24 protein-coding genes are annotated in these 26725 nt (G+C 74.2%); 8 read left to right on the top strand and 16 right to left on the bottom strand.

The features are described 5' to 3' along the window. Positions 1-176: 176 nt before the first annotated feature. The 5 genes from AC1Q5D_RS08845 to AC1Q5D_RS08825 all read left to right on the top strand — a co-directional run bounded on the left by AC1Q5D_RS08845 (position 177) and on the right by AC1Q5D_RS08825 (position 5466). Positions 177-1559: a DUF6421 family protein gene (locus tag AC1Q5D_RS08845; RefSeq protein WP_481738217.1), complete on the top strand. Its 1383-nt coding sequence runs from the start codon at positions 177-179 to the stop codon at positions 1557-1559. Further along, positions 1560-2306, top strand: a complete 747-nt coding sequence (locus AC1Q5D_RS08840; RefSeq protein ID WP_481738216.1) for an SDR family NAD(P)-dependent oxidoreductase — start codon at positions 1560-1562, stop codon at positions 2304-2306. Positions 2307-2458: 152 nt separating this feature from the next. Beyond that, the gene (locus AC1Q5D_RS08835; protein WP_481738215.1) at positions 2459-3523 is read left to right on the top strand and encodes a threonine aldolase family protein; all 1065 of its coding nucleotides are present in this window, start codon (positions 2459-2461) and stop codon (positions 3521-3523) included. Between the two features lie 49 nt (positions 3524-3572). Next, a complete protein-coding gene (locus tag AC1Q5D_RS08830; protein ID WP_481738214.1) occupies positions 3573-4166 on the top strand; it encodes a DUF3000 domain-containing protein in 594 nt (197 codons plus the stop codon). 25 nt (positions 4167-4191) lie between these two features. Then, positions 4192-5466 carry an HRDC domain-containing protein gene (locus AC1Q5D_RS08825; RefSeq protein WP_481738213.1) on the top strand — a complete coding sequence of 425 codons (1275 nt, stop codon included), beginning with the start codon at positions 4192-4194 and terminating at the stop codon, positions 5464-5466. A 94-nt stretch (positions 5467-5560) separates the two neighbouring features. Here AC1Q5D_RS08825 and AC1Q5D_RS08820 read toward each other — a convergent pair whose 3' ends face one another. Both AC1Q5D_RS08820 and hflX read right to left on the bottom strand, forming a co-directional pair. Continuing rightward, complete coding sequence (locus AC1Q5D_RS08820) at positions 5561-7591, bottom strand: ATP-dependent DNA helicase (RefSeq protein WP_481738212.1); 2031 nt, start codon at positions 7589-7591, stop codon at positions 5561-5563. After that, a complete protein-coding gene (gene hflX, locus AC1Q5D_RS08815; protein WP_481738211.1) occupies positions 7584-9155 on the bottom strand; it encodes a GTPase HflX in 1572 nt (523 codons plus the stop codon). The genes AC1Q5D_RS08820 and hflX overlap by 8 nt, the downstream gene beginning before the upstream one ends. 435 nt (positions 9156-9590) lie before the next feature. On the opposite strand from hflX, the gene AC1Q5D_RS08810 reads away from it, so the two are divergent. Next, complete coding sequence (locus AC1Q5D_RS08810; RefSeq protein WP_481738210.1) at positions 9591-10208, top strand: class I SAM-dependent methyltransferase; 618 nt, start codon at positions 9591-9593, stop codon at positions 10206-10208. Positions 10209-10279: 71 nt separating this feature from the next. On the opposite strand, the gene dapF is transcribed toward AC1Q5D_RS08810, so the two are convergent. From dapF to AC1Q5D_RS08780, 6 genes are all read right to left on the bottom strand, one after another. Continuing rightward, positions 10280-11236 (bottom strand): diaminopimelate epimerase, encoded by a 957-nt coding sequence (gene dapF, locus AC1Q5D_RS08805; RefSeq protein WP_481738209.1) that lies wholly within the window; start codon positions 11234-11236, stop codon positions 10280-10282. A gap of 9 nt (positions 11237-11245) precedes the next feature. Continuing rightward, entirely contained in the window at positions 11246-12205 is a 960-nt protein-coding gene (gene miaA / locus AC1Q5D_RS08800) for a tRNA (adenosine(37)-N6)-dimethylallyltransferase MiaA (protein WP_481738208.1), read from the bottom strand. Positions 12206-12207: 2 nt separating this feature from the next. Next, entirely contained in the window at positions 12208-13734 is a 1527-nt protein-coding gene (gene miaB, locus AC1Q5D_RS08795; protein WP_481738207.1) for a tRNA (N6-isopentenyl adenosine(37)-C2)-methylthiotransferase MiaB, read from the bottom strand. Positions 13735-13886: 152 nt separating this feature from the next. Then, entirely contained in the window at positions 13887-14732 is an 846-nt protein-coding gene (locus AC1Q5D_RS08790; RefSeq protein ID WP_481738206.1) for a regulatory protein RecX, read from the bottom strand. Positions 14733-14747: 15 nt separating this feature from the next. Next, positions 14748-15800, bottom strand: a complete 1053-nt coding sequence (gene recA, locus AC1Q5D_RS08785; RefSeq protein WP_481738205.1) for a recombinase RecA — start codon at positions 15798-15800, stop codon at positions 14748-14750. Between the two features lie 187 nt (positions 15801-15987). Next, positions 15988-16209: a DUF3046 domain-containing protein gene (locus AC1Q5D_RS08780; RefSeq protein WP_481738204.1), complete on the bottom strand. Its 222-nt coding sequence runs from the start codon at positions 16207-16209 to the stop codon at positions 15988-15990. A gap of 91 nt (positions 16210-16300) precedes the next feature. Between AC1Q5D_RS08780 and AC1Q5D_RS08775 the strand changes: the two genes are divergently transcribed. After that, positions 16301-16774 (top strand): MarR family winged helix-turn-helix transcriptional regulator, encoded by a 474-nt coding sequence (locus tag AC1Q5D_RS08775; protein ID WP_481738203.1) that lies wholly within the window; start codon positions 16301-16303, stop codon positions 16772-16774. 100 nt (positions 16775-16874) lie between these two features. On the opposite strand, the gene AC1Q5D_RS08770 is transcribed toward AC1Q5D_RS08775, so the two are convergent. The 6 genes from AC1Q5D_RS08770 to dapA all read right to left on the bottom strand — a co-directional run bounded on the left by AC1Q5D_RS08770 (position 16875) and on the right by dapA (position 24152). Continuing rightward, positions 16875-17306 carry a helix-turn-helix domain-containing protein gene (locus tag AC1Q5D_RS08770; RefSeq protein ID WP_481738202.1) on the bottom strand — a complete coding sequence of 144 codons (432 nt, stop codon included), beginning with the start codon at positions 17304-17306 and terminating at the stop codon, positions 16875-16877. 179 nt (positions 17307-17485) lie between these two features. Next, entirely contained in the window at positions 17486-17989 is a 504-nt protein-coding gene (locus AC1Q5D_RS08765; protein ID WP_481738201.1) for a CinA family protein, read from the bottom strand. Continuing rightward, positions 17986-18597 (bottom strand): CDP-diacylglycerol--glycerol-3-phosphate 3-phosphatidyltransferase, encoded by a 612-nt coding sequence (gene pgsA / locus AC1Q5D_RS08760; protein WP_481738200.1) that lies wholly within the window; start codon positions 18595-18597, stop codon positions 17986-17988. The genes AC1Q5D_RS08765 and pgsA overlap by 4 nt, the downstream gene beginning before the upstream one ends. A gap of 9 nt (positions 18598-18606) precedes the next feature. Further along, positions 18607-21456: a DNA translocase FtsK 4TM domain-containing protein gene (locus tag AC1Q5D_RS08755; RefSeq protein WP_481738199.1), complete on the bottom strand. Its 2850-nt coding sequence runs from the start codon at positions 21454-21456 to the stop codon at positions 18607-18609. Positions 21457-21515: 59 nt separating this feature from the next. Beyond that, positions 21516-23222: a ribonuclease J gene (locus AC1Q5D_RS08750; protein ID WP_481738198.1), complete on the bottom strand. Its 1707-nt coding sequence runs from the start codon at positions 23220-23222 to the stop codon at positions 21516-21518. Between the two features lie 12 nt (positions 23223-23234). Continuing rightward, a complete protein-coding gene (gene dapA, locus AC1Q5D_RS08745) occupies positions 23235-24152 on the bottom strand; it encodes a 4-hydroxy-tetrahydrodipicolinate synthase (RefSeq protein ID WP_481738197.1) in 918 nt (305 codons plus the stop codon). Positions 24153-24212: 60 nt separating this feature from the next. Between dapA and AC1Q5D_RS08740 the strand changes: the two genes are divergently transcribed. Beyond that, positions 24213-25469 (top strand): heparan-alpha-glucosaminide N-acetyltransferase domain-containing protein, encoded by a 1257-nt coding sequence (locus tag AC1Q5D_RS08740; protein ID WP_481738196.1) that lies wholly within the window; start codon positions 24213-24215, stop codon positions 25467-25469. Between the two features lie 18 nt (positions 25470-25487). On the opposite strand, the gene AC1Q5D_RS08735 is transcribed toward AC1Q5D_RS08740, so the two are convergent. Together AC1Q5D_RS08735 and dapB are read right to left on the bottom strand one after the other, a co-directional pair. Beyond that, a complete protein-coding gene (locus AC1Q5D_RS08735) occupies positions 25488-25955 on the bottom strand; it encodes a hypothetical protein (RefSeq protein WP_481738195.1) in 468 nt (155 codons plus the stop codon). Positions 25956-25958: 3 nt separating this feature from the next. Next, positions 25959-26717: a 4-hydroxy-tetrahydrodipicolinate reductase gene (gene dapB, locus AC1Q5D_RS08730; protein WP_481738194.1), complete on the bottom strand. Its 759-nt coding sequence runs from the start codon at positions 26715-26717 to the stop codon at positions 25959-25961. Positions 26718-26725 lie beyond the last annotated feature (8 nt).

Below are 26725 nucleotides of genomic sequence, written 5' to 3'. Positions count from 1 at the left end.
CTGCGCCCACGTCGCGAGGCACTGGCGCTGGCATCGTCTCCCCCACCCCCGAGGATGAGCGTCCCTGATGCTCGGGGCGTTTTTGCGCGAGCATCCGTTGTCTCGTCCTAGCGTGGTGCCAAGACCACAGCGGCCGCCGACAGTGCCGCGCAGGACGAGATGAAAGGGGCTTCCCCGTGTCGCAGAGCACCCTCACCCCGCCGGTGTCCGCCGCCGAGCTGAAGGCTGACCCGAACTGGGTCGCCCTCAAGGCCGCCGCCACCTCCTTCCAGGGCATCCAGGCCAAGGACGGCTCGGTCCCGGAGGCCGCCGACCTCCCCCTGGCCGGCGAGCTCGCCGCGACGCTCGCGGCCTCGGTCGAGGCCCTGGCCCCGCACTTCCCGCACGACGCCGAGTACCTGTCCCGGCTCGTGGCCGACATCCGCCGCTGGGCCGGCGAGGGGTTCGGCGTCCCGGACTTCCTGGACTCCCTGGTCGCGTTCCAGCCGCAGCTGGACCGCACGGACGGACGCCGCCACCTGGTGGTGTTCCCGATGTACACGCAGAACGGCTCCTCGAACCGGTTCGTCGAGGCGGTCCTGGTGGAGGTGATCTGGCCCGGGTTCATCGCGGAGCTCGAGGCCGGCGCGTATTCGAACAAGCTGTTCGTCCCGCTGCGGTTCATCGACTTCACGCCGGGCTACGACACCAATTCCGCCGTGCTCTTCCCCGAGTCCGTCGCGCTCCGCGAGGTTCCCGCCTTCACGTGGGGCGCGATCTTCCAGGACCGCGAGGCCGCCCGCTACCGGCGGGTGCTCGAGGCGGCGGCCGGCATCACGAACCTCGAGCTGCGGCCGGAGGAGCGGGAGATGGTCGCCGACCAGGAGCTGGCCACGAAGGTGTTCGTGATGTGGGACCTCATCCACGACCGCACCCACATGCGCGGGGACCTGCCCTTCGACCCGTTCATGATCAAGCAGCGCATGCCCTTCTTCCTATACACCCTCGAGGAGCTGCGCTGCGACCTGACGGCGTTCCGCGAGTGCGTCGCGATCGAGCGGGATAAGGACGCCGCGCCGGAGGCGCGCCGCCACGCCCGGCTCGTCCAGTCGGCCGTGATCTTCGACCGCATCTTCCGCTTCGCCATCACCGGGTCCCGAGTGCGGAACTACGACGGGCTCGGGGGGCAGCTCCTGTTCGCGTGGATGCACCAGCACCACGTCCTGCACTGGACCGACACGAAGCTGGCCATCGACTGGGACCGGGTCCCGGAGGTAGTCTCGGCGCTGGGCGACGCGATCGACGAGCTCTACTGGAAGTCGATCGACCGCCCCAAGCTCGCGCACTGGCTCGCCGCCTACGAGCTGGTCTCCGGCACGGTGACCCCGCATCCGGCCTCCACGTGGGCCAAGGGACCGGACGCCCTGCCGCTGACCGAGCCGTTGCGCGCCATGACCGACCTGGTCATGGACGACGAGTTCCCGCTGTCCATGTTCTACGAGGCGCTGACCAAGAAGATGAAGACCGTCATCGAATCCACCGCCGGCATCACCGGCGAGACCGCACGGGACGCCGCCTAGATGGCCACGGACGCCGCGCGCCGGGCCGCCGCCGGGACCATCGTGGTCGCCGGCGGCAGCTCGGCGTCCGGCATCGCCGTCGCCTCCGCACTGCTGGCCGCCGGGCACCGCGTCGCGACCGTGGGCTCGAACGAGGCCCGCATCGCCGCCGCCGCGGAGTCCGCGGGGGGCGCCCTGCCGTTCGCCGCCGACCTGGCCGACCGGGCCGCCGTCGCGGACCTGGGCCGGCGCCTCCGCGCCGAGGCCGGGCCGGTCGCCGGCCTGGTCCACCTCGTCGGCGGCTGGCGCGGCGGGCGGGGCGTGACCGGGCAGTCCGACGAGGACTACGACTTCCTGCACACCCACGTGGTCACGACCCTGCGCCACACCACGCGCGAGTTCTACGACGACGTCGCCGCCGCCGACGCGGGCCGCATGGCCATCGTCTCCGCCACCGCCGTCGACTCCCCCACGGGCTCGGGCGCGAACTACGTCGCCGCCAAGACGGCCGCCGAGGGCTGGATGCGCAGCGTCGCGGCCGGGTTGCGGGCCGCCCAGTCCGGGCGCAAGGAGGACCCGGTCCCCCAGCGCGCGGCAGCGGCGATCTGGGTGGTCCGGGCGCTGGTGGACGACGGCGCCCGCGCCGCCGCGCCCGACCGGGACTTCTCCGGCTTCACGGACGTGGCCGACCTCGGGCGCGCCGCCGTCGCGCTCTTCGACGCCGACGCCGGTGACGTCAACGGCGCCCGCATCAGCCTCGTCCCGTAGGCGGGCCGGCCCGGCCGGAAGCCGGCCGCCGCCGCGTCCGCCGCTTGCCCGCGGGCCGCGCCCGCGTAGGCTGGCGCACGGGCCCGCCCGGCCCCGCCCACCGCCGCACCACTCCCGACCGCCCCCGACCGCCCCCGCACCGAAGGACGCCCGTGAACACCACCACCGCCCCCCTGCACGACCCCTCCGTCCGCGGCTTCGCCTCCGACAACTACTCGGGGGTGCACCCCGAGGTGCTGGAGGCCCTGGCCGCCGCCAACGGCGGCCACCAGACCGCGTACGGCAGCGACGCCTACACGGAGCGGCTCCAGGACGTGCTGCGCGGCCACTTCGGCCCGGCGGCCGAGGGGTTCCCGGTCTTCAACGGCACCGGCGCGAACGTCACCTCGCTCATGGCCCTACTGCCCGCCTGGGGCGCGGTCGTCTGCGCGTCCACCGCCCACATCAACGTGGACGAGAACGGCGCCCCCGAGCGCGTCGGGGGGATGAAGCTGCTGCCCGTGCCGACCCCCGACGGCAAGCTCACGCCGGAGCTGATCGACCGCGAGGCGTGGGGCTGGGGCGACGAGCACCGTGCCCAGCCGCTGGCCGTGTCCATCACCCAGTCCACCGAGCTGGGCACCGTCTACACGCCGGCCGAGATCCGGGCCATCGCCGACCACGCCCACGAGCGCGGCATGCGTGTGCACCTGGACGGGGCGCGCCTGCCCAACGCGGCCGCGGCGCTGGGCGTCGGGCTCCGGGAGATCACCACCGAGGCGGGCGTCGACATCCTCTCCCTGGGCGGGACCAAAAACGGCCTCATGTACGGCGAGGCGGTCGTCGCCCTGAACGCGCAGGCGGCCGAGGGGCTGCGGTACCTGCGCAAGATGAACATGCAGCTGGCCTCGAAGATGCGCTTCGCCTCGGCCCAGCTGGTCGCGCTGTTCGAAGGCGACCTGTGGCTGCGCAGCGCCTCCCACGCGAACGCCATGGCGGAACGGCTGCGCCGGGCCGTCGACGGCGTCGAGGGGGTCCGCATCACCCAGGAGACCCAGGCCAACGCGGTCTTCGCGGCACTGCCGGCGGGCGCCGCGGACCGCCTCCGCGAGTCCTTCCGGTTCTACGACTGGGACGCGGCCACCGGGGAGGTGCGCTGGATGTGCACGTTCGACACCACCGAGGAGGACATCGACGCGTTCGCGGCGGCGATCCGCCGCGAGGTCGAGGGCCACTAGGACGGCGCGCCGCATCCGCCCCGCGCCCCGGCCGACCTAGACTCGGAGGGTGACCGCACCCGGCGACCTGCAGAGGGTCCCCCAGGCCTTTACGACGGCGCTCGAACAGCTCCGTCGGGCCCAGTGCCGTCCCGAGGTCCGCCTCGAGGAGATCCCGGCGCCCGCCCGGCTGGCGCCGTTCGCGGTCGCGCTCTCCGCCGAGGTCCACGAGCCCGGGGCGGAGGACGACGACGGCGAACTCGCGACCGGCCGCTTCATCCTGCTGCACGACCCGGCGGGCAACCCGGTCTGGGAGGGGACGTTCCGCATCGTCACCTACATCCGGGCCCGCCTGGACGCGGAGATGGGCAACGACGAGATGCTCGGCGGGGTGGCGTGGACGTGGCTCGTGGACGCGCTCGAGGACCATGCGGCGGGCCACCGGCAGGCCGGCGGGACCGCAACGCGGGTGCTCTCGGAGAGCTTCGGCAGCCTCAGCGCCCGGCCGGGAACCATCGACATCGAACTGCGCGCCTCGTGGACCCCGGACGACGGCGACGCCACGGCCCACCTGGAGGCCTGGTCCGACATGGTGTGCACCTTCGCGGGCCTGCCCCCGCTGCCCGCCGGAGTGACGCCGCTGCCCCGCCGCCGCCGGTCCTGAGCGCGGCGCTAGAATCGAAACCACCATGACCGAAGCCCACACCGCCACCAGCAGCGCCACATCCCCGGGGGAGGCGACGGAGGCCGAGTCGGCCCCGGTCCCCCTGACCGAACCCCGCGACGGCATCCCCCGGGTCGTCGACACCCCGGCGGGGCTGTCCCGCGCCGCGCGGGCCCTCGCCGAGGGCACCGGCCCCGCGGCCGTCGACGCCGAGCGCGCGTCCGGCTTCCGCTACGGGCAACGGGCGTTCCTGGTCCAGATCCGGCGCGCGGGCGCCGGCACGTGGCTGATCGACCCCGAGCCCTTCGAGGACCTCTCCGAGCTCGATGGGGCCCTGCGCGGGGCCGAGTGGATCGTCCACGCCGCCACGCAGGACCTGCCGTGCCTGGCAGCGGTCGGCATGCGGCCCGACCGGCTCTTCGACACCGAGCTGGCCGCGCGCCTGGCCGGCTTGCCGCGCGTCGGGCTGGGCCCCGTCGTCGAGTCCCTCCTCGGGCTGTCGCTCGCCAAGGAGCACTCCGCCGCGGACTGGTCCAAGCGGCCGCTGCCCGAGCCGTGGCTGCGCTACGCCGCCCTGGACGTCGAGGTCCTCATCGAGCTGCGCGCGGAACTCGTGCGGCTGCTCGGGGCGGACGGCAAGCTCGGGTTCGCCGAGGAGGAATTCGAGGCGATCCGCACGGCGCCGCCGGCCCCGCCCCGGACCGACCCCTGGCGGCGGACCTCCGGCCTGCACCAGCTGCGCGACCGCCGGCAGCTGGCGGCGGTGCGCGAACTCTGGCTGGAGCGCGAGGGGCTGGCCGAGAACCGCGACGTCGCCCCGGGCCGCCTCATTCCCGACGCCGCCCTCGTCGCCGCGGCCAAGGCGATGCCCACCACCGTGCCGCAGCTGCTGCGCACGCCGGGCTTCCACGGCCGCGCCGCCGGCAAGGAGGGGCCCCGGTGGCTGCGGGCCCTCCAGCGCGCCCGCGCCCAGGAGGAGCTGCCGCCCCTCCACCTGAAGTCCAACGCCCCGCCCCCACCCCGGACGTGGGCCGACAAGGACCCGGAGGCCGCCCGCCGGCTCAACACCGCCAAGCCGCGCCTCGCCCGCGCCGCCGAGCAATGGAACATGCCGGTGGAGAACCTGCTGACCCCCGATGTGCTGCGCCGGCTGTCCTGGCGCCCGCCGAAGAAGGTCGAGCCGGAGACCGTGGCGGACGCGCTGCGGGAGATGGGTGCGCGCGAATGGCAGATCCGGATCGTCGCCCCGATCATCACGGTCGCGTTCCTCGACCCCGACCCCCTGCCGAAGGGCAAGTAGCCGCGGTCCCGCCCCGACCGGGGGTTCCCGCCCGCCGCCGCGCGAACGGGTGCCGTGCGCGGCGCGGGCGGGAGCCCGCCGGGGCCCGTCGGGGTCAGGCCGAGGAAGCCTCGGCCTCGGCCGGGCCCGCGAGCCGGCCCAGCACGCCCAGGACCTGGTCCCGGTCCGTCGTGGCCCACATCGGCGGCAACGAGGCGCGGAGGAATCCCCCGTACCGTTCCGTGGCCAGGCGCGAATCCAGGACGGCCACGACCCCGCGGTCGCCGGTGGAGCGGATGAGGCGCCCCGCCCCCTGGGCCAGGCGCACGGCCGCGTGGCTCGCGGACACCGCCATGAATCCGTTCCCGCCGCGCCGGGCGATGTCGCGGCTCCGGGCCGTGTTCAGCGGATCGTCGGGGCGGGGGAACGGGATCCGGTCGATCACCACGAGCCGGCAGGATTCCCCCGGCACGTCCACGCCCTGCCAGAGGGACATCGTCCCGAACAGGCACGAATCCCGCTCCTCGGAGAAGCGCCGCACCAACGCGGACATCCCGGACTCCCCCTGGCAGAGAATCTCCAGGTCGAGGCGGCCGCGGAGCTCGTCCGCAGCCTCCTCGGCGGCCCGCCGGGACGAGAACAGGCACAGGGCGCCGCCGCGGGAGGCCCGCAGCAGGCCCTCCAGCTCGTCCAGGGCCCCGGCCGACACGCCGCGGCCCGGCTTGGGCAGGTGCTTCGCCACGTAGAGGACGCCCTGTTTCGGGTAGTCGAAGGGGCTGCCCACGTCGACGCCGGTCCACGCGGGGGCCCCGGTGCCGAGCAGGCCGAGGTCCCCGGCCACCGGCTCGAACGCCGCCCCGATGGCCAGGGTCGCGGACGTCAGCACCACGGTCCGCCCGTCGAACAGCCCCTCCCGGAGCTTCCCGGCCACGGAGAGCGGGGCGACGTTCAGCGTCGCGGGCGTGGACTCGTCGGGCTCGACGTACCCCTGGCCGGGGGTGAACTGGCCCGGTCGGGACGCCCAGACGACCTCCCGGGCGTCGGCCGCGGATTCGAGCCTGTCGCACAGGTCCACGAGCAGCTGGACCTGGCCGCGGGCGACCTGCCGGCCGGCGTCGGCCGGCTCCTGGCCCTGCGGCTTCGAGTCCGACAGGACGGTGCGGGCGGCGTCGCGCACCTGCGCGACGGCGGCCGTCTGGCCCTCGTTGAGCCCGGAGGGCATGAGCCCGTTCGGGACGCCCTCGAGGCTGCGCTCCAGGGCCTTGCCCGCCTCGCTGAGCGGCTGGACGGCCACGGCGCAGTGGCGGCGCGCGGCCGAGGCGGCGGCGGCGACCATCGGACCGGAGAGCTGCCGGGTCACCGAACCGGTGACCCGGTCCTGCAGCTCGTGGGCCTCGTCGATGACCACCGTGTCGAACTCGGGCAGCACGGCGAGGCCCTCGAAGGCCGAGACGGCCAGCATGGCGTGGTTGGTGATGACGACGTCGGCCTCCGCGGCGCGGGCCCGCGCCCGCTCGCTGAAGCACTCCTCAGCCATGGGGCAGCGCTGCGCGCCGAGGCAGTCCATCGCCGTGACCGACACCTGCCGCCAGGCCCGGTCGCTGACGCCGGGCACCAGGTCGTCCCGGTCCCCCGTGTCGGTCTCCTCGGCCCACTCGCGCAGCCGGACGACCTCCTGCCCGAGCGCCGACGACGGCCCGCCGCCCGCGCCCGAGCGGGCGCCGCCGTCGTCGTCCACGCTGAAGAGCGTGCCCTCGTCGTCGTCCGGGTAGCCGCCCCCCAGCTTGTACTTGCAGACGTAGTTGCCGCGCCCCTTGGCGAGGGCGACCTCGACGGGGCGCGGCAGCTCGTCGGCGAGGTGGCCGAGCAGGCGGGGCACGTCGCGCCCGACGATCTGGCCCTGCAGGGCCAGCGTCGCCGTCGAGACCACCACGGGCTTGTCGGCCTCCAGCGCGTGGACGATCGCCGGCACGAGGTAGGCCAGGGACTTGCCGGTGCCCGTGCCCGCCTGGACGAGCAGGTGCTCGCCCGTGCCGAGGGCCTCGGCGACCCGGCGCGCCATCTCGTGCTGTCCCGGCCTGCTCTGGCCGCCCATCCGTTCGACGGCGGCGTCCAGCAGCCCGAGGACCTCCCCGGGGTCAGTCATCGAGCGCGAACCGCTCCAGCTCCGGCGCGAGCGACGGGCGCACGCGCACGCTCATCCGCGTGCCGTCGGCGACGTGCTCGGTCGTCAGGATCTCCGCGTCGGGCCCGTGCAGGCGGCTGACGACGTCGCCGCGGTCGTACGGGACCAGCAGCTCCAGGCGGACGTCCGGCCGCGGGATCGACTCTGAGACCAGCTTGAGCAGCTCGTCGATGCCGGCCCCGGTGCGGGCCGAGACGACGACCGTGTTCGGCTCGCGCTGGCGGAGCCGTTCAAGGGTGAAGGGATCCGCGGCGTCGGCCTTGTTGAGCACGAGGATCTCGGGGACCTTGTGCGCGTCGACCTCCCTGAAGACCTCGCGGACCGCCTGGATCTGGCCCTCGGGGTCCGGGTGGGAGGCGTCGACGACGTGCAGGATGAGGTCCGCGTCCGCGACCTCCTCCAGGGTGGAACGGAACGCCTCGACGAGCTGGGTGGGCAGCGAGCGGACGAACCCGACCGTGTCCGCGAGCGTGTAGCCGACCCCGTCGGGGGTCTCCGCCCGGCGCACCGTGGGGTCCAGGGTCGCGAACAGGGCGTTCTCCACGAGCACGCCGGCGTTGGTGAGCCGGTTGAGCAGCGAGGACTTCCCCGCGTTCGTGTAGCCGGCGATCGCCACGGACGGCACGGTGTTGCGCTTGCGGTTGGCCCGCTTGGCCTCGCGGGACGGCTTCATCCCGGCGATCTCGCGCCGCAGCTTGGCCATGCGCGTGCGGATGCGGCGCCGGTCCAGCTCGATCTTGGTCTCGCCGGGGCCGCGGGAGCCGATGCCGCCGCCGGCCGCGCCGACGCGGCCGCCGGCCTGCCGGGACATGGATTCGCCCCAGCCGCGCAGGCGCGGCAGCAGGTACTCCAGCTGCGCGAGCTCGACCTGGGCCTTGCCCTCGCGGCTCTGGGCGTGCTGGGCGAAGATGTCGAGGATCAGGGCCGTCCGGTCGATGACCTTGACCTTGACGATGTCCTCGAGGCCGCGCCGCTGGGACGGCGTGAGCTCCGAGTCGACGACGACGGTGTCGGCGCCGGTGGCGGCCACGATGTCCTTGAGCTCGACCGCCTTGCCGGAGCCCAGGAACGTGCCCGGGTCCGGCTTGAGGCGGCGCTGGATGACGCCGTCGAGCACCTCGGACCCGGCGGTCTCGGCCAGGGCCGCGAGCTCGCGCAGCGAGTTCTCGGCGTCAGCGGCGGTGCCCTCGGTCCAGATCCCGGCCAGCACGACGCGCTCGAGGCGCAACTGCCGGTACTCGACCTCGGTGACGTCCTCGAGTTCGGTGGAGAGGCCGGCGACGCGGCGGAGGGCGCGGCGTTCGGCCAGGTCCTGCTGCTCACCGTCGGCGTCGGAGTGTTCGCGGTCGAGGTCGCTCAGTGCCTGGGCGCGGCCCCCGAGGGCCCCCTTCGGGGCGTCCTCGTGGCGCCGCGCCTTCTGCTGGGCCGCGGCGCCGTCGGCCGCGAGGATCCTGTCGATGACGTTCTGGATCTCGTCCTCGGTGAGGCCCCGGTCCCGGGGCTCCGGCTGGTGGTTGGTGGTCATGGTCCCCTTTGGCAGGATGCGTGGGTTAATTCTAGTCGGCGCACGGCTGGCGCCAAGGTTTGTTCCGCACGCGGCGAACGGGCGGCGCGCCGCCGTGGCGGACTCGGCCGGCGGCGTGCGGTGCGGAGGAACGTCGGCGGCGCTTTCCCCCGGAGGGCTCCGCGGCATCGGGGGCCCGCCGCGGGCGGGGCCCCGGTTGGCGGGCCGGGCGGATGGCGGTCCGGGCGGGCGGCGGGCCGGAAAGCCCGCGGCCAGCGGGGCGCCGGAGCCGCGCGGGCGGGTGGCTAGAAAGTCATAGGGAAAATTCTATCACTGGCGCGTCCGGTCCCGGGAATCCCCGCCGCCGGGCGTCCCGCGGACGTCGGCCCCGCGGTCCGCAGCGGGCTGGCCGGCACGGATTCGCCGGGCGCGGCGAAGCGCCATAGGCTTTTCCGCATGGATTCGGAGCACTACTTCAGCCCCGCCCCCGCCGGCGATTTCCGCCGCCGGCAGGTCCGGGTGGAACTCGGGGGCGCGGAGCGGACGGTGTCGACCGGGCCGGGGATCTTCAGCCCGGACGGGATCGACAAGGGCACCGCCGTGCTCCTCGCGGGCGTGCCGGCCCCCGCCGCGGAGGGGGCGCTGCTGGACATCGGCTGCGGCTGGGGGCCGATCGGCCTTTCCCTGGCCCTCGCCTCCCCCGGCGCGACCGTCTACGCGGTGGACGTCAACGAGCGCAGCATCGCCCTCACCCGCGAGAACGCGGAGGCCCTCGGCCTGCCGAACCTCGTCGCCGGGACGCCGGACTCCGTCCCGGACGGCGTCGAGTTCTCCACGATCTGGTCCAATCCGCCGATCCGCGTCGGCAAGGCCGCGCTCCACGGGATCCTCGAGCAGTGGCTGCCCCGGCTCACCCCGGGAGGGGAAGCCTGGCTGGTCGTGCAGAAGAACCTCGGCTCCGACTCGCTGCAGCGCTGGCTGGCCGAACGCTTCCCGGAGCTGCGCGTGGAGCGCGCGTCGACGGCGAAGTCCTTCCGCCTGCTGCGCGTCGCCCGCCCGGACGGCGCGGGCTAGCCCGTCCGCAGCGCGCGCCCCCGGAGGGCCCGGGCGCCGAGCGGGCCGGCCGCGGCGGGACGCCGCCGTCGCTAGGCCAGCGTGCCGCGGGCGACGATCCGCGCGGGGCCGGCCAGCTCGACGTGCTCCGTGCCGTCGGCGCCGGGGACGAACCGGACGGAGACCGTCCCGCCCGGCACGCGCACGTCCCAGCGGGCGGCGCCCGCGCCCTGGGCCCAGTGGCGGGTGGCGACGACGGCGGCGCAGGCGCCCGTGCCGCACGACTGGGTCTCCCCCACGCCGCGTTCGTGGACGCGCATCGCAATGGAGCCGACGCCGTCCGTGACGAGCGGCTCGGCGGGGACGACGTACTCGACGTTGGTGCCGTGCTCGGGCACCGGGTCGACGGCCGGCGCGGCGTGCAGCCGCAGGTCGGCCAGCTCGGCGGTGTTCGAGAGGGCGACGACGGTGTGCGGGTTGCCCATGTCCACGCTCAGGGCCGGGCGCGCCACCTCCAGGCCCTCGGTCTCCACGACGGCGTCCAGCGCCGAGGCCTCCGCCCGCTCGGGGTCCGCGAACGCCCAGGGGCCCATGTCGACGGCGTAGCCCTCGGCCGTGCGGTGGACCGTCTTCAGGCCGGCCCTCGTGCCGATGGTCAGGGACTCCCCCTCGCCCAGCGACGCCAGGCCCTGGTCGATCAGGAAGTGCACGAAGACGCGCACCCCGTTGCCGCACATCTCGGCGATGGAGCCGTCGCCGTTGCGGTAGTCCATGAACCACTCGGCGCGCGCGTCGGCGGCGAGGACCGGCCGGCCCTCGGGCAGCGCGGCCGAGCGGACGGCGCGGATCAGTCCGTCGCCGCCGATGCCGAGGTGCCGGTCGCACAGGGCGGCCACCTGCCCGGGATCGATCGTGAGCGCGCCGTCGGGGTCGGCGACGAGGACGAAGTCGTTGCCGGTGCCGTGCCCCTTCGCGAAGGGCAGCCCGGAGAGCGACGCGAGGGCGTCGGCTGCGGTGGCGGTGGGTGCGGTGGCGCGGACGGATTCCATGCGTCCAGCCTACTGGGGTCCGCCCGCCGGCGCCGTGCCGGGCCTCACGGCGGCGCAGGCGGCCAGGGCCTGCTCGACGCGGTCGGGCGCCGCAGCATCCAGCCAGGCGACGCGGGGGTCGGCCCGGAACCACGTCGCCTGGCGCCGGGCGAACTGGCGGGTGGCGACGACCGTGTCGGCGATGGCCTGCTCGACGGAGCACCGGCCGTCGGCGGCGTCGAGGAACTGGCGGTAGCCGATGGCGCGGGAGGCGGTCTTGCCGCGGCGCAGCCCGGCCGCGTCGAGCCGGGCGACCTCGTCCTGGAGCCCGGCGTCCACCATGCCGTGCACGCGCCGCTCAAGGCGCCCGTGGAGGGCGGCCCGGTCCAGGTCCAGGCCGAGTTGCACCGCGGGGACCGCATACACCCGCCGGGGCATGTAGGAGCTGAAGGGCCGGCCCGTCAGCTCGTGGACCTCCAGCGCCCGCACGATCCGGCGCAGGTCGCCGACGCGGGCCGCGGACTCCGGGTCGACGGCGGCCAGCCGCGCGGCCAGCGCGGCGGTCCCGGAGTGTTCGGCCTCCTCCTCGAGCCGTGCCCGCACGGCCGGGTCGGTGGGCGGGAACTCGAGCACGTCCAGGGCGGCCCGGACGTAGAGGCCGGACCCGCCGGCGAGGATCGGGACCCGGCCCCGGGCGGCGATGTCCGCGAACGCGGCGCGGGCCCGGGCCTGGAAGTCCGCGACGCTGGCCTCCTGCGTGACGTCGAGGATGTCGAGCAGGTGGTGTGGGACGCCCCGCCGCTCGGCCACGGCCATCTTGGCCGTTCCGATGTCCATGCCGCGGTAGAACTGCAGGGCGTCGCCGTTGACGACCTCCCCGCCGAGGCGGAGCGCGAGTTCGACGGCGAGGTCCGACTTCCCGGTCCCGGTGGGCCCGACGACGGCGACGACGGCGGGCGCCGCCGCCGGAGGGGTGCTGTGGCCGGGCACGGCTAGCGGCGCGGCGGGAGGGCGGGCATGCCCAGGGCCACGCCCTTCGCCCCGGGGCCCTGGCCCGGCGAGGGCACGCCGCAGGACTCCCCCTGCGAGCGGTCCCACGCGTCGCCGGTGCGCGAGCGGCGCAGGCGGTACTGGGTGGCGTCGGCCGGGTCGGCGATGAGGTGGAACGGCGCCGAGCCCGTGATGGGCACCGTGACCAGGTCCCCGGGCCGTGGCGTCTCGAGGCCGTCGGGGACGCTGAAGTGGACCAGCCGCTGGTCGCGGGCCCGGCCCGAGAGCCGGTGGGTCTGCTCGGCCTTGCGGCCGGCCTGGGCGGTCACGAGCACCTCGACCTCGCGGCCGACCTGGGCGGCGTTCTCCTCGGCGGAGATCCGGTCCTGGAGTGCGGTCAGGCGCTCGTAGCGCTCCTGGACGACGGCCTTGGGCAGCTGGTCCGGCAGCGTGGCGGCCGGCGTGCCGGGGCGCTGCGAATACTGGAACGTGAACGCGCTCGAGAAGCGCGAGGCCTCGACGACGTCCAGCGTGGCCTGGAAGTCCTCATCGGTCTCGCCCGGAAAGCCGACGATGATGTCGGTGGTGATCGCGGCGTGCGGGATCCGCTCGCGGACCTTGTCGAGGATCCCGAGGAACTTCTTGGAGCGGTAGGACCGGCGCATCTCCTTCAGGACGCGGTCGGATCCGGACTGCAGGGGCATGTGCAACTGCGGCATCGCGTTCGGGGTCTCCGCCATCGCGTCGATCACGTCGTCGGTGAACGCCGCCGGGTGCGGGCTGGTGAAGCGCACGCGCTCGAGCCCGTCGATGTCCCCGCAGGCGCGCAGCAGCTTGCCGAACGCGAGCCGGTCCCCGAACTCCACGCCGTAGGAGTTCACGTTCTGGCCCAGGAGCGTGACCTCGATCGCGCCGTCGTCGACCAGGGCCTGCACCTCGGCGAGGATGTCGCCGGGGCGGCGGTCGCGCTCCTTGCCCCGCAGGGAGGGGACGATGCAGAACGTGCACGTGTTGTTGCAGCCGACCGAGATCGAGACCCATCCCGAGTACACGGATTCGCGCTTCGTCGGGAGCGTCGAGGGGAAGACGTCGAGGGACTCGAGGATCTCCAGCTGGGCCTCGTTGTTGTGGCGCGCGCGCTCGAGCAGGGTCGGCAGCGAGCCCACGTTGTGCGTGCCGAAGACGACGTCGACCCAGGGGGCCTTGCGCAGGATGGTGTCGCGGTCCTTCTGGGCCAGGCACCCGCCGACGGCGATCTGCAGGCCGGGCCGGGACTCCTTGGCCTTGGCGAGGCGGCCGAGGTTGCCGTAGAGCTTGTTGTCGGCGTTCTCGCGCACGGCGCAGGTGTTGAAGACGACCACGTCGGCGACGTCGCCGCCCTCGGCGGCCGGTACCAGCCCGGACTCCTCCAGCAGCCCGGCGAGGCGCTCGGAGTCGTGCACGTTCATCTGGCAGCCGAAGGTCCGCACCTCGTAGCTGCGGGCTTCGGCGGACGGCGCGGGGGCGGGGTCGGAGAGCGTGGAAGTCACCGGACCATTCTAGTGGCTGCCCGTCCGTGGCGGACCCCACCGTTCCGCGCCGCCGGGGGCGCAGGCCGGCGGGCCGGGGTGGCGTGGCGCCGGGGGCGCGCGTCCGCCCGCCTCGCGCCGTCCTCCGCGTCCACCCCTTCGCGCCCGCGGCCCTAGTCGTCGGCGGCGCCCCAGCCGGGGGCCTCCGCCGGGTCGCCGCCCTCCCCGAGGGCGTCGCGCACGACGCCGAAGGCCGTGCCCGGCGGGTAGCCCTTGCGGGCGAGCATGGACACGAGCCGCCGCACGGCCCGGTCCCGCTCGCCGCGGTCCGCGGATGCCGCCTCCCGTTGCAGCGAGGGCGAGCGCAGTTTGCGCCGCACGAGTTCGAGCGCGGCGGTCCGCTCGTCGTCGTCGCCGACGGCGGACAGGGCCTCCTCGGCGGTGCCCTGTTCGACGCCCTTGTCGCGGAGTTCGCGCCGCAGCGCCCCGCGGGAGAGCCCGCGGTCGCGGTGCCGGGAGCGGACCCAGGCCTCGGCGAAGGCGGCGTCGTCGACGAGCCCGACCTCCTCGAACCGGTCGAGCACGGCGCGCCCGGCCTCGTCGGGGACGTTGCGGGCGGCCAGCTTCTCCTCCAGCTGGTGCCTGCTCTTGGCCGAGGCCGTCAGCTGGCGCAGGACGATGTTCCGCGCCACGGACTCGGGGTCCGGTTCCGCGTCGTGCTCCGCCTCTGGCGCCGGCGCCCGCTTCCGGCCTGTGGGGCGGGAGCCGCGGGAGGACCGCGTCGTCCGGTCCGTCCTCCGCTCCCCGGCCCCCGGGCGGCGTCCGGTGCCGCTCGCGTCACCGGGCTCCGCGTCCGGGACGTCCGCGGCCTCGGGACCCGCCGGCGGCACCCAGGCGCCGCGCGGGTCGTCCGGGGGCCCGGGCCCGGCGTCCCCGGATGCGTCGGCGGGGCCGGTGCCGGGCGCGGCGTCCACTCCGTCGAGCCCGGTGAAGCCGCTCCAGTCGGCGTCCGTGGCCATGGGTGGGACGGCCGGCTATTCGTCGCCGACGGCGCGCAGCTGCGGGTCGCCCGCTGGCGGCTCGGGCTGGACGCCGATGCCGAGCTTCTCGCGGATCCGGCGCTCGAGCTCGTCGGCGAGGTCGGGGTTGTCCTTGAGGAACTTGCGGGCGTTCTCCTTGCCCTGGCCGAGCTGGTCCCCGTCGTAGGTGAACCAGGCGCCGGACTTCTTGACGAGCCCGTTCTCGACGCCCATGTCGATGAGGCCGCCCTCGCGGGAGATCCCGACGCCGTAGAGGATGTCGAACTCGGCCTGCTTGAAGGGCGGGGCCATCTTGTTCTTGACGATCTTGGCGCGGGTGCGGTTGCCGACCGGGTTGGCCCCCTCCTTCAGCGTCTCGATCCGGCGCACGTCGATGCGCACCGAGGCGTAGAACTTCAGGGCCTTGCCGCCGGTGGTGGTCTCCGGGCTGCCGAAGAAGACGCCGATCTTCTCGCGCAGCTGGTTGATGAAGATGGCGGTCGTCTTGGACTGGCTCAGGCGGCCGGTGATCTTGCGCAGCGCCTGGCTCATCAGGCGGGCCTGCAGGCCGACGTGGCTGTCGCCCATCTCGCCCTCGATCTCCGCGCGGGGCACGAGCGCGGCCACGGAGTCGACGACGATGATGTCCAGGGCGCCCGATCCCACGAGCATGTCCATGATCTCGAGGGCCTGCTCGCCGGTGTCCGGCTGGGAGACGAGCAGCGCGTCCGTGTCCACGCCCAGCTTCTTGGCGTACTCCGGGTCCAGCGCGTGTTCGGCGTCGATGAAGGCGGCGATGCCGCCGTTGCGCTGGGCGTCGGCCACCGCGTGCAGGGCGACCGTCGTCTTACCGGACGACTCGGGGCCGTAGATCTCGACGACGCGGCCGCGCGGGAGTCCGCCGATGCCGAGGGCGACGTCCAGGGCGATGGAGCTGGTCGAGATGGTCTCGATCGGGGCCCGGGTCTCGTCGCCCAGGCGCATCACGGAGCCCTTGCCGAACTGCTTGTCGATCTGGCCCAGGGCGGCCTCGAGAGCCTTTGCCCGGTCCATTCCTGCTGCTGCCATGGTTCAAACCCTCGGTTCTGTCGTGGCCTTGCGGCCGGCCTGCATCCACCCACCACGGTAGGCTCCGGGGCCGTCGGTTTGGGGCACACCCGCCCGGTTGTGGATGAATGGCCCGCGGCGTGCGGTGTCGTCTCCCTTGGAGCCTACCGCGATCCGAACACATCTTCGATGACCGTGGTCCGGCGTGTCAGCGCTTCGGCTCGATATCGCGCCCGAGGCGCCGCCGCGCGGGGACGTCCTGCATCTCGCACACCGCCAGCCACACGGCCCTCGGGTCCTCCCCCGCGTCCAGGGCCGCCGCGGCGGTGCGGCCGCCCAGCTCGGCCAACACCAGGTCCGCGGCCAGGACCCGCGAATAACCGGCCCCGAACTCCTCGTCCATCAGCCGCCAAAACTCACTCAATCTCACGCCGGGATTCTCCCACGCCGCCGCGCTGCCGGACGAGCCGGGAGGCGCCGTCGCGGGCGGCGGCCCCGGCGCGCCGTCCTAGGATGGACGCATGACCGACGACGCGTCCCCGCTGCCCTCGAACCGGCAGAAGGCCATCCGCGACCTCGAGGAGCAGTTGAGCCTGCTGTGGCGGCGCGGGCGCGCCAACGGCAACAAGGTGGCCAAGCAGGTGCACCCGGACATGGAGCCGGGTGCCTACGGGCTGCTGGCGGCCCTCCAACGGAAGGGCCCGCTCCGGCTGACCGACCTCGCCGCGGAGATCGGCGTCGGCAAACCGACGGTCAGCCGGCAGGTCGCGATGCTCGAGTCCCTCGGCGTCGTCCGGAAGCAGGCCGACCCGTGGGACCGGCGCGCACAGACCATCACGCTCACCGAGGACGGGCTGCGGCAGCTCACGGCGGCCCAGGCCGCGCGCCAGCGCGTCTTCCACGACGTCCTCTCGGCCTGGGACGTCGGCGACGTCGCCGACCTGGCGTCGCTGCTGGCCAAGCTCAACGACTCGTACCGGCAGGAGCCCCACTAGGGCGCTGGCCGCGCACGGGAACGGCCCGCGCCACTGGGTCTCCGGTGCCGCGGGCCGTCGCGTCGATCGGGGCCGGCCGCAGGGCGGCCGGCCGGTCCGCCTAGCGGCTGGGGGCCATGCCGAGGTCCTCGGGCCAGTCCTCGCGGACGACGCCGTCGAACTCCTTGGCGAGATCCGACGGGACCGTGTCCGGGATCTCGACGCCCTCGGCGAGGGCCACGCGGTCGCTGACCTCGCGGAGCATCAGCGACAGGGGCACGTCGAGTGCGGAGCAGATCGAGGAGAGCAGCTCGGAGGAGGCCTCCTTCTGGCCGCGCTCGACCTCGGAGAGGTATCCCAGCGACACCCGGGCGCTGTGGGAGACCTCCCGCAGCGTGCGGCCCTGGCGCTGGCGCACGTCCCTCAGGACATCGCCGATCTCGTGGCGGAGGACAACCATCTTGGGCTCCTTCTGCTGGCGACGGGCATCTTGCGGCGAACCCGCGTCACGCCAACGGACGACGCCGTTCACGGTGACGGGTTGCTTGACCATCTGAATTGCCTTACTCCTTCGGTCCTGGCGCCTGGTTGACGTTCGGCTCGTCGGTCCGCGTCCCTCGCGGTCCGTGTGGTTAAGAACCGTTGGGGGGCCCGGTTTGTTCCCGTGCGACAACACTAACCACTGCTCTGGCGGGCGGGCCAGTGTTCCGTGAATGTGTGGGAAACGTTGCGTCAGGCGTCGCGCCGGCCCGCCGCGGCGGCCCACTCGGCCGCCATCCTCAGGGCCGCGTCGCGGGCCTGGGCCCGGATCGCGGGGCGGTCGCCGGTGAGCGCCAGCTCCACGGCCCCGTCGTCGTCCGCGGTCGCGTAGCCGACGAACACGGTGCCGACGTCCTTGCCGTCGTGCGGCTCGGGACCGGCGACGCCCGTGGTCGAGATCCCGAGGTCGGCGCCGCACGCGCGGCGCGCGCCGCGTGCCATGTGGCGGGCGACGTCGGCGTCCACGGACCCCACCCGCCCCAAGAGGTCCGGATCCACGCCGAGGAGTCCCTCCTTGACCCCGCCGTGGTAGGCGACCACGCCCCCGCGCAACACGGCCGAGGCCCCCGGCACGTCGGCCAGGGCCGCCGCGACCAGCCCGGCCGTGAGCGACTCGGCGGTGGCCACGGTCGCCCCGGCGCGGAGCAGGGCGGCCACCGCGGCGGGGGCCAGGGCGCCGGCCCCGCCGTCGCTCACCCGGTCTCCCCGGGGCCGGGGCGCGCGGCCGCGCGGAGTCGGATGGCCTGCACCACGTAGTCCAGTCCGGTGACCAGCGTGATCGCCAGGGCCACGAGCACCACGACGAAGGCCACGACCCCCAGCCACGGGACCAGGTGCGTCACGGGCAGCAGGTAGAGGGCGATCGCCAGCGTCTGGGTGACGGTCTTGAGTTTGCCGCCCTTGGAGGCCGGCATCACCCCGTAGCGGATCACGGCGAAGCGCAGCACGGTGATGCCCCACTCGCGCACCAAGATCGCCACCGTGATCCACCACGGCAGCTCCCCCAGCACGGAGAGCAGGACCCACGCGGCGCCGGTGAGCAGCTTGTCGGCGAGCGGGTCGGCGATCTTGCCGAAGTCCGTGATCAGTCCCCGGCTGCGGGCCAGGTCGCCGTCGAGCTTGTCCGTGTACATCGCCAGGGCGAACACGCCGAGGGCCGCCCACCGCAGCGCTCCCTGCCGTCCGTCGTCGGCGAGCAGGAACCACACGAAGAACGGGACCAGCGCGATCCGCACCGTGGTCAGGACGTTGGCGATATTGAGCGTCGGAACCGGATCCCTCCGGCCCTCCTCGGGGGAAGTCACGGGTTCAGGCTACCTCCCGGTGAGGTTCCAGGCGTCCTCGGACTCGTCCGAGCCGTCGTCCCCGTCGTGGTAGTCGACGGCCTGCGCCCGGCCGTCGAGGTCCTCCGCAACGAGGTCCGTGCCGTAGTGGTTCGCGTTGGCATTGTCGACGAGGGCGGCCTCGTCCGGGGCGACGTCCGACGGCGCGGCCGGCGCGCTGTCCCCCCGCATCGCCGCCAGGACCGCGGGCAGGTCGTCCGGCTTCACGAGCACGTCGCGCGCCTTGGAGCCCTCGGACGCGCCGACGACGCCCCGCGATTCGAGCAGGTCCATGAGCCGGCCCGCCTTCGCGAAGCCGACACGGAGCTTGCGCTGGAGCATCGACGTGGAGCCGAACTGGGTGGTGACCACAAGCTCGGTCGCCTGCAGCAGCAGCTCGAGGTCGTCCCCGATGTCGTCGTCGATCTCCTTCTTGGGGGCCTCGACGGCGACGTCCTCGCGGTAGACCGCCTGCAGCTGGGTCTTCACGTGGTCGACGACCTTGTGGATCTCCGACTCCGTCACCCAGGCGCCCTGGACGCGCATCGGCTTCGACGCCCCCATCGGCAGGAACAGCGCGTCGCCCTGGCCGAGGAGCTTCTCGGCGCCGGGCTGGTCGAGCACGACCCGGGAATCCGTGACGGAGCTGGTCGCGAACGCCATGCGGGAGGGCACGTTGGCCTTGATCAGGCCCGTGACGACGTCGACCGACGGGCGCTGCGTGGCGAGCACCAGGTGGATGCCGGCCGCGCGGGCCAGCTGGGTGATGCGCACGATCGAGTCCTCGACGTCCCGGGGGGCGACCATCATCAGGTCGGCCAGCTCGTCCACGATCACCAGCAGGTACGGGTAGGGCTTGAGGACGCGCTGCGAGCCGGCCGGCGGGACCACCTTGCCGTTGCGCACGGCCTTGTTGAAGTCGTCGATGTGCTTGTACCCGTAGTTGGCCAGGTCGTCGTAGCGGGTGTCCATTTCGCGGACCACCCACTGCAGCGCCTCGGCGGCCTTCTTGGGGTTGGTGATGATCGGGGTGATCAGGTGCGGGACGCCCTCGTAGGCGGTGAGCTCCACGCGCTTGGGGTCGACCATCACCATGCGGACCTCGTCCGGGGTCGAGCGCATGAGGATCGACGTGATCATCGAGTTCACGAACGAGGACTTGCCCGCGCCGGTGGCGCCCGCGACGAGCATGTGGGGCATCTTGGCCAGGTTGGCGACGACGAAGCCGCCCTCGACGTCCTTGCCCACGCCCATGACCATCGGGTGGTCGGTCTTGCGGGCGGCGTTGGAGCGCAGGACGTCGCCGAGCGCGACGACCTCCTTGTCCGCATTGGGGATCTCGATGCCGATGGCGCTCTTGCCGGGGATCGGCGAGAGGATGCGCACGTCCGAGGACGCGACCGCGTAGGAGATGTTCTTGCTCAGGGCCGTGACCTTCTCGACCTTGGTCCCCGGGGCCAGTTCGATCTCGTACCGGGTGACGGTCGGGCCGCGGCTGAAGCCGGTGACCTGGGCGTCGACCTTGAACTGCTGCAGCGTCTGGGTGAGCGCCTCGACGACGGCGTCGTTGGCCTCCGAACGCTCCTTGGCCGGGGGGCCGGCGGGCAGGTACTCGTTCGGGGGCAGCGTGTAGGCGACGTCGCCGGCCAGCTGGAGCTGCTCGGTCCGCTGCGGGATGGGCGTCGTGGGGGCCGGCGGCTGCGCGACCGGGTTCGCGGGCACGCTGGCGGCCAGGGCGGCGGGATCGATCGCGTCGATCGCCTCCGTCTCCGGCTCGGCGGCGGACCCCAGCCCGACGTCCTCCTTGACCTGCTGCATGCGGCGCTCGGCGGCGGTGGGCCGGCGGACGCCTGGCGGCACGGCGGGGGTCTCCTCCGTGTCCGGACCGCCGGTGGACCCGCCGGCGGGGCGGCCGTCGGAGTCCTGGATCACGGCCTGGTCGTAGGCCGCGTCCCCGGTGGACGGCTCCTCGGCGGCGCCGCCGTCGTCCTCCCCCCGGGCGCCGAAGCGCTTGCGGCCCTTGGGCCGCCGCGGCTTCTTGGCCTGCTGGTCCTCGCCGTAGAGGTAGCTCTGGTCGTGCTCGTCCCCGGACGGTGCCGCGGCGCCGGCGGGGGGCTGGCCCATGATCCGCTCGTAGCCGGCGCGCAGGCGCGCCGGGATGTGCCGGAACGGCGTGGCCGTCACGATCATCAGCGACAGCAGGAGCAGCAGCACCATGAGGGCCCAGGCCCCCCAGCGCGTGACCGCGCCGGAGAGCGGGGAGACCATCAGGAAGCCGACGATGCCGCCGCCCGCCCACAGGCGCTCGAACGGGTCGGCCAGGCTGGGCAGGCCCTCGATGAGGTGGGCGATCCCGGCCCCCGCGGCGGTGCCGACGGAGAGGCCGATCCCGATCCGGTTGTTGGCGCGGTGCTCCTCGGGGCGGCGGAAGAGCCGGAACGCGGCCACGAGGAGCACGAACGGCAGCACGACGGCCATGAACCCGAACGTCCCGCCGGCGACCGCGTGGACGCCGGTGCCGTACCACCCGACGCCGCGCAGGCCCCACCACTCGACGCTCGCGACGACGCCGGCGATGATCGTCAGGAACAGGCCCGTGCCGTCGCGGCGCTCGGCGAAGTCCGGCTGGGCGGCCGTGCCGATGCGGCGGAAGGCGCCGCCCACGACCCGGGCGATGGCCATCCAGAGCCCGTGGACGGCGCGCAACGGCAGCGGGAGGGTCCCCTCCGGGGCGGGGGGCCGGCCCTTCGCCGGGCCGGAGGACTTGCCGCGCCCGGCGGAGCCGCCCGCCGTCGACCGGCCGGAGCCCTTGGAACGGCTGGGGGAGGTACGGGTCGCCATACCCGCCACGCTACCGGACCGGCCCCGGTTTCCCCGGGATTACGCGCCTGTGGCGGGGGCTACGCCTCGAGCACGACGGGGACGATCATGGGCCGGCGGCGCAGCTTGCGGCTCACCCAGGAGCCGATGACGCGGCGCATGACCTGCTGCAGCTGGTGGGTCGTGTGTGCGGGGTTGTTCCGCACGGCCTCCTCCAGGGCGGCGGCGATCTTCGGCTTGATGTCGTCGAAAACCGCGTCGTCCTCGGCGACGCCGCGCGCGTGGATGTCGGGGCCGGAGACGATGGTGCCGTTCTGCCGGTTGACGACGGCGATGACGGACACGAAGCCCTCCTCGCCGAGCGTGCGGCGGTCCTTGAGGTCGTCGTCGGTGATGGCGCCGACCTTGGAGCCGTCGACGTAGACGTAGCCGATGTCGATCTGGCCCACCTGCCGCGCGACGCCCCCGGCGAGGTCGACGACGGCGCCGTTCTCGGCGAGCAGGACGCGGCCGGGGTCGACGCCCGTGGCCTCGGCCAGGCGCCCGTTGGCGATGAGGTGCCGCGGCTCCCCGTGGACGGGCATCACGTTGCGCGGGCGGACGATGTTGTAGCAGTAGAGCAGCTCGCCGGCGGAGGCGTGCCCGGAGACGTGGACCTTGGCGGTGCCCTTGTGGATGACCTCGGCGCCGAGGCGCATCAGCCCGTTGATGACCCGGAACACGGCGTTCTCGTTCCCGGGGATCAGGGACGAGGCGAGGATGACGGTGTCGCCGGGGCCGACCCGGACGCGGTGGTCCCCGTTCGCCATCCGGGACAGCGCGGCCATCGGCTCCCCCTGCGAGCCGGTGGACATCAGGACCAGGCGCTCGTCCGGGAGGTCCCCGACGTTCTTGAGGTCCACGAGGATGTTCTCCGGCACGTCCAGGTAGCCCAGCCGCGCCGCGATGGCCATGTTGCGCACCATGGAGCGACCCACGAACGCGACCTTGCGCCCGTGGGCCGCGGCCGCGTCGAGCACCTGCTGGACCCGGTGCACGTGCGAGGAGAACGACGCGACGATGATCCGCTTCTCGACGCGGCCGAACAGGCGCTCGAGGACCGGCCCGATCTCCTTCTCCGCCGTCGTGAAGCCCGGGACGTCCGCGTTCGTGGAGTCCGGCATGAACAGGTCCACGCCCTCCTCGCCGAGCCGCGCGAACGCGCGCAGGTCGGTGACGCGGCCGTCCAGGGGCAGCTGGTCCATCTTGAAGTCGCCCGTGTGCAGCACGGTCCCGGCCGCGGTGCGGATGAACACGGCCAGCGCGTCGGGGATGGAGTGGTTCACGGCGACGAACTCGCACTCGAACGGGCCCAGCCGCTCCGTCTGGCCCTCCCGCACCGTCAGCGTGAGCGGCGCCAGCCGGTGTTCGGCCAGCTTCGCCTCGACGAGGGCCAGGGTGAGCCGGGAGCCGATCAGCGGCAGGTCCGGCTTGAGCCGCAGCAGGTAGGGGACGGCGCCGATGTGGTCCTCGTGGCCGTGCGTGAGCACGACGCCGACGACGTCGTCCAGCCGGTCCCGGAGGTACCCGAAATCCGGCAGGATCAGGTCGACGCCCGGCTGATGCTCCTCGGGGAACAGCACGCCGCAGTCCACGACGAGCAGCTTGCCGTCGAGTTCGAAGACGGCCATGTTCCGGCCGACTTCCCCCAGGCCGCCCAGCGGGACGATGCGCAGCGTGCCCGCCGCCGGGGCGGGGGGCGTGCTCAGCGGCGCGGAATCGGCGTACCCCACGGGGGACTCGGGCATGTGGTCACCTTTCTAGAGGTCCCATCCGGCCTCCGCGAGGTCGGCGCGGATGGGGGCGAGTTCGGCCTCCGTCGGCTGCACGAGCGGCAGGCGCACGGAGGCGTTGGGCAGGACACCCTGCCAGTGGAGAATGGTCTTGGCCGTTACGGCGCCCTGCAGGTGCCCCATGACGGCCCGCTGGATCGGGTCCAGCTCGAAGTGCGCCGCGCGGGCCGCCTTGAGGTCGCCGGCGAGCATCGCGTCGACGAGGCGGCGGTACGTGGCGGTGGCGACGTGCGCGGTCACGGAGACCACGCCGACGGCGCCGGCGGCCATGAGCGGCAGCGTCAGCCCGTCGTCGCCCGAGTAGACATCCAGGTCCGTGTTGGCCAGCACCAGGGTGGTCGCGTCGAAGTCCGCCTTGGCGTCCTTGAGGGCGATGACCTTCGGGTGGTCGGCGAGCCGGATCAGCGTCTCGGTCTCGATCTTGATCCCGGCGCGGCCGGGGATGTCGTAGAGCATCACGGGAAGGTCCGTGGAGTCGGCGATCGCCTCGACGTGCGCCTGCACGCCGGCCTGGCTCGGCTTGTTGTAGTACGGGGCCGTGACGAGGATCCCGTCGACGCCGGCCTCCGCCGCCCGCCGGGACAGCTCGATCGAGTGGCGCGTGTCGTTCGTGGTGGACCCGGCGACGACCGCCGCGCGGTCGCCCACGGCCTCCACGACGGCGCGGAACATGCCCACGTTCTCGTCGTCGGTCAGGGTCGAGGTCTCGCCCGTCGTTCCCGTGACGACCAGCCCGTCGCAGCCGTCGTCCACGAGCTTCGCGGCCAGCGCCGAGGCGGCGTCGTAGTCCACGGCGCCGTCGGCGGTGAACGGCGTGACCATGGCGGTCAGGAGGGTCCCGAAGCGGTACTCGGAGCGCGCGGAGGCGGGGGCGGTCGAATGCATGGATCCAACGTTACACGCGCGCGGGCGCGGGTCGGCCCCGGCGCGCCTACGCTGTACCGCATGGGAGCACGGACGACGGCGGGGCGCGGCGCCGCGGGGACCTCCGCCGGCCGGACCGGCCGCGGCCGGGTCGCGGGCGTCGACGCGGCGCGCGGCGCCGCGCTGCTGGGGATGATGGCCACGCACATCGTGCCCCTGCTCGCCGAGCGCCCCGACGGGCTCGAGCCGACCTGGGCGGCCGTCTTGTTCGCCGGCAAGTCGTCCGCCCTGTTCGCGACTCTGGCCGGCGTGGGCCTGGGCCTGTTGACGGGCGGGCCGCGTCCGGCGGGCCGGCCCCGGCTGGCGGGCCTGCGCCGCGGCATCGCCGCGCGGGCGGCGTGCGTGTTCGCGCTGGGCCTGTTCTGCGGGATGCTCAACACGCACATCGCGGTGATCCTCGCCCACTACGGGCTGCTGTTCCTGGTGGTCCTGCCGTTCCTGCGCCTGGGCGCGCGGGCGCTCGGATGGTGGGCCGCCGGGTGGCTCCTCCTGAGCCCGCCCGCGCTGTCCCTGCTGCTGCCCGGGGTGCGCGCCGCCGTCTCCCCGGACGATGCGGGCGGCTCCCCCACGCTGCTGGACCTGGCCCGGCCGGCCACGCTGGCCGCGGACCTGCTCGCCACCGGCTTCTACCCGGTGCTCGTGTGGTCGGGCTTCGTGCTGCTGGGGCTGTTCCTGGCGCGGTGCGACCTGCTGCGCTGGCGCACGGCGTGCTCGGCCGCGCTGGCCGGGGCGGCCATCGCCGTCGCGGCGAAGGCGGCGTCGGGCGCGCTGTTGGCCCTGCCCGGGGCCAGGGAATCGCTCGCTGACGCGGCGGACGCGCCGGTGGAGGCGCTGCCCGCCCTGCTGGCCGCCGGGCAGGGCCTCGACGGGATCGAGGCCTCGCCGTGGTGGTGGGCCGTGTCGGCGCCGCACACGACGGCTCCCCTGGACGTGCTCCACGTGGCCGCGACGGCCGCGTGCGCCGTCGGGGTGGCCCAGCTGCTGTTCCTGGCCGTCGGCGCGCTGCCGGGCGGCCTGGGTCGGGCCGCGACGGCCCTGTGGTGGCCGCTCACGGGCGCGGGGGCGGCGACGCTGACCCTGTACACGGCCCACCTGTTCGCCTTCGACCTGATGGGCGGGTCCCTCGACCCGTATCCGCGGATCCCGGTCTACGTCTGGTTCGCGGTCGTCGCGCTGCTGGCCGGGATCGCCGTCAAGTGGTCCGGTCGGCGCGGCCCGCTGGAGGCCGCGGTCCATGCGTTCTCCGTGGCCGCGGCCGGCGGCTCGCCGCGCCGCTGACGCCCGGGCGCGTGCCGATCAGGCGGTCCGGCCGCCGGCCGCGTCGGGAGAGGCGCGGAACAGCGCGACGGCGGAGCGCATGGTCTCGCGGGCCCGCCGGCGGTCCCCCGCGGCGTCGTAGGCCAGGGCCAGCCGGTGCAGGGCGCGCCAGCTGTCCGGTTCGGCCTCGGCCTCGGCCCGGTAGCGCTCGAAGTCGCGGTCCGCGGCCGCCCGTTCGATGCGTCCGCCCGGGGTGCGCGGCAGGTTGTCCTCCGGCAGCAGCCCCTCGTCGTCCAGGATCCGCGCCATCCGCTCGGTGCGGGTGCCGAACAGCACCTCCCGCACGAGGATCCACACGCCGACCACGGGCAGGACCAGCGCCGCTGCCCCGATGGCCTTGGCCGTGGGCTCGGGCGCGGACAGGAACGCCAGGGCGCTGTTGAACGAGGCGAGCAGGTAGATCAGGAACAGCGCGAGGATCGCCCCGACCCAGAGCTTGGTGCGCACGCCTCAGGCGCCCAGGTCGAGGTAGCCGTCGAGGCCGTAGGTCAGGCCCGGCCGCGACGCGACGGTGCGCAGCCCGAGGAGCACGCCGGGCATGAACGAGGCCCGGTCGAACGAGTCGTGGCGCAGCGTCAGCTGCTCCCCCGGCCCGCCGAGCAGGACCTCCTGGTGGGCGACCAGGCCGCGCAGGCGGACGGAGTGCACGCGCACGCCGTCGACGTCCGCGCCGCGCGCCCCGTCGAGCTGCTTCTCGGTGGCGTCCGGGCTGGCCGGCACGCCCGCGGCGGCCCGCTCGGCGGCGATGAGCTCGGCCGTGCGCACGGCCGTGCCGGAGGGGGCGTCGACCTTGTCCGGGTGGTGCAGCTCGATGACCTCGACGGACTCGAAGTAGCGGGCGGCGCGGGCGGCGAACGCGCTGGCCAGCACGGAGCCGAGGGCGAAGTTCGGGGCGATCAGCACGCCGGTCCCCGGGTGTGCGGCCAGCAGATCGGATAGGGCGGCGCGCCGCTGCTCGGTCCAGCCGGTGGTGCCGACGACGGCGTGCAGCCCGTGCTCCACCGCGAAGCGGACGCTGGCCTCGGTGCTGTCCGGGACCGTGAGGTCGACGACGTGGGTGGCGCCGGAGTCGAGGACGGCCCGCAGGGGGTCGGTGCGGCGCAGGGCGGCGGCGAGCTCGAGGTCGGGCGCGGCCTCGACGGCGCGCACGGCCTCCGAGCCCATGCGTCCGGAGGCGCCGAGGACGGCGACGGAAATGGGGTGGGTCATGCGCCCCA

The organism is Arthrobacter paludis (genome assembly GCF_056782315.1).
The sequence above is the reverse complement of the archived record's forward strand: the minus strand, read 5'-3'. Positions and strand labels throughout refer to the sequence as shown.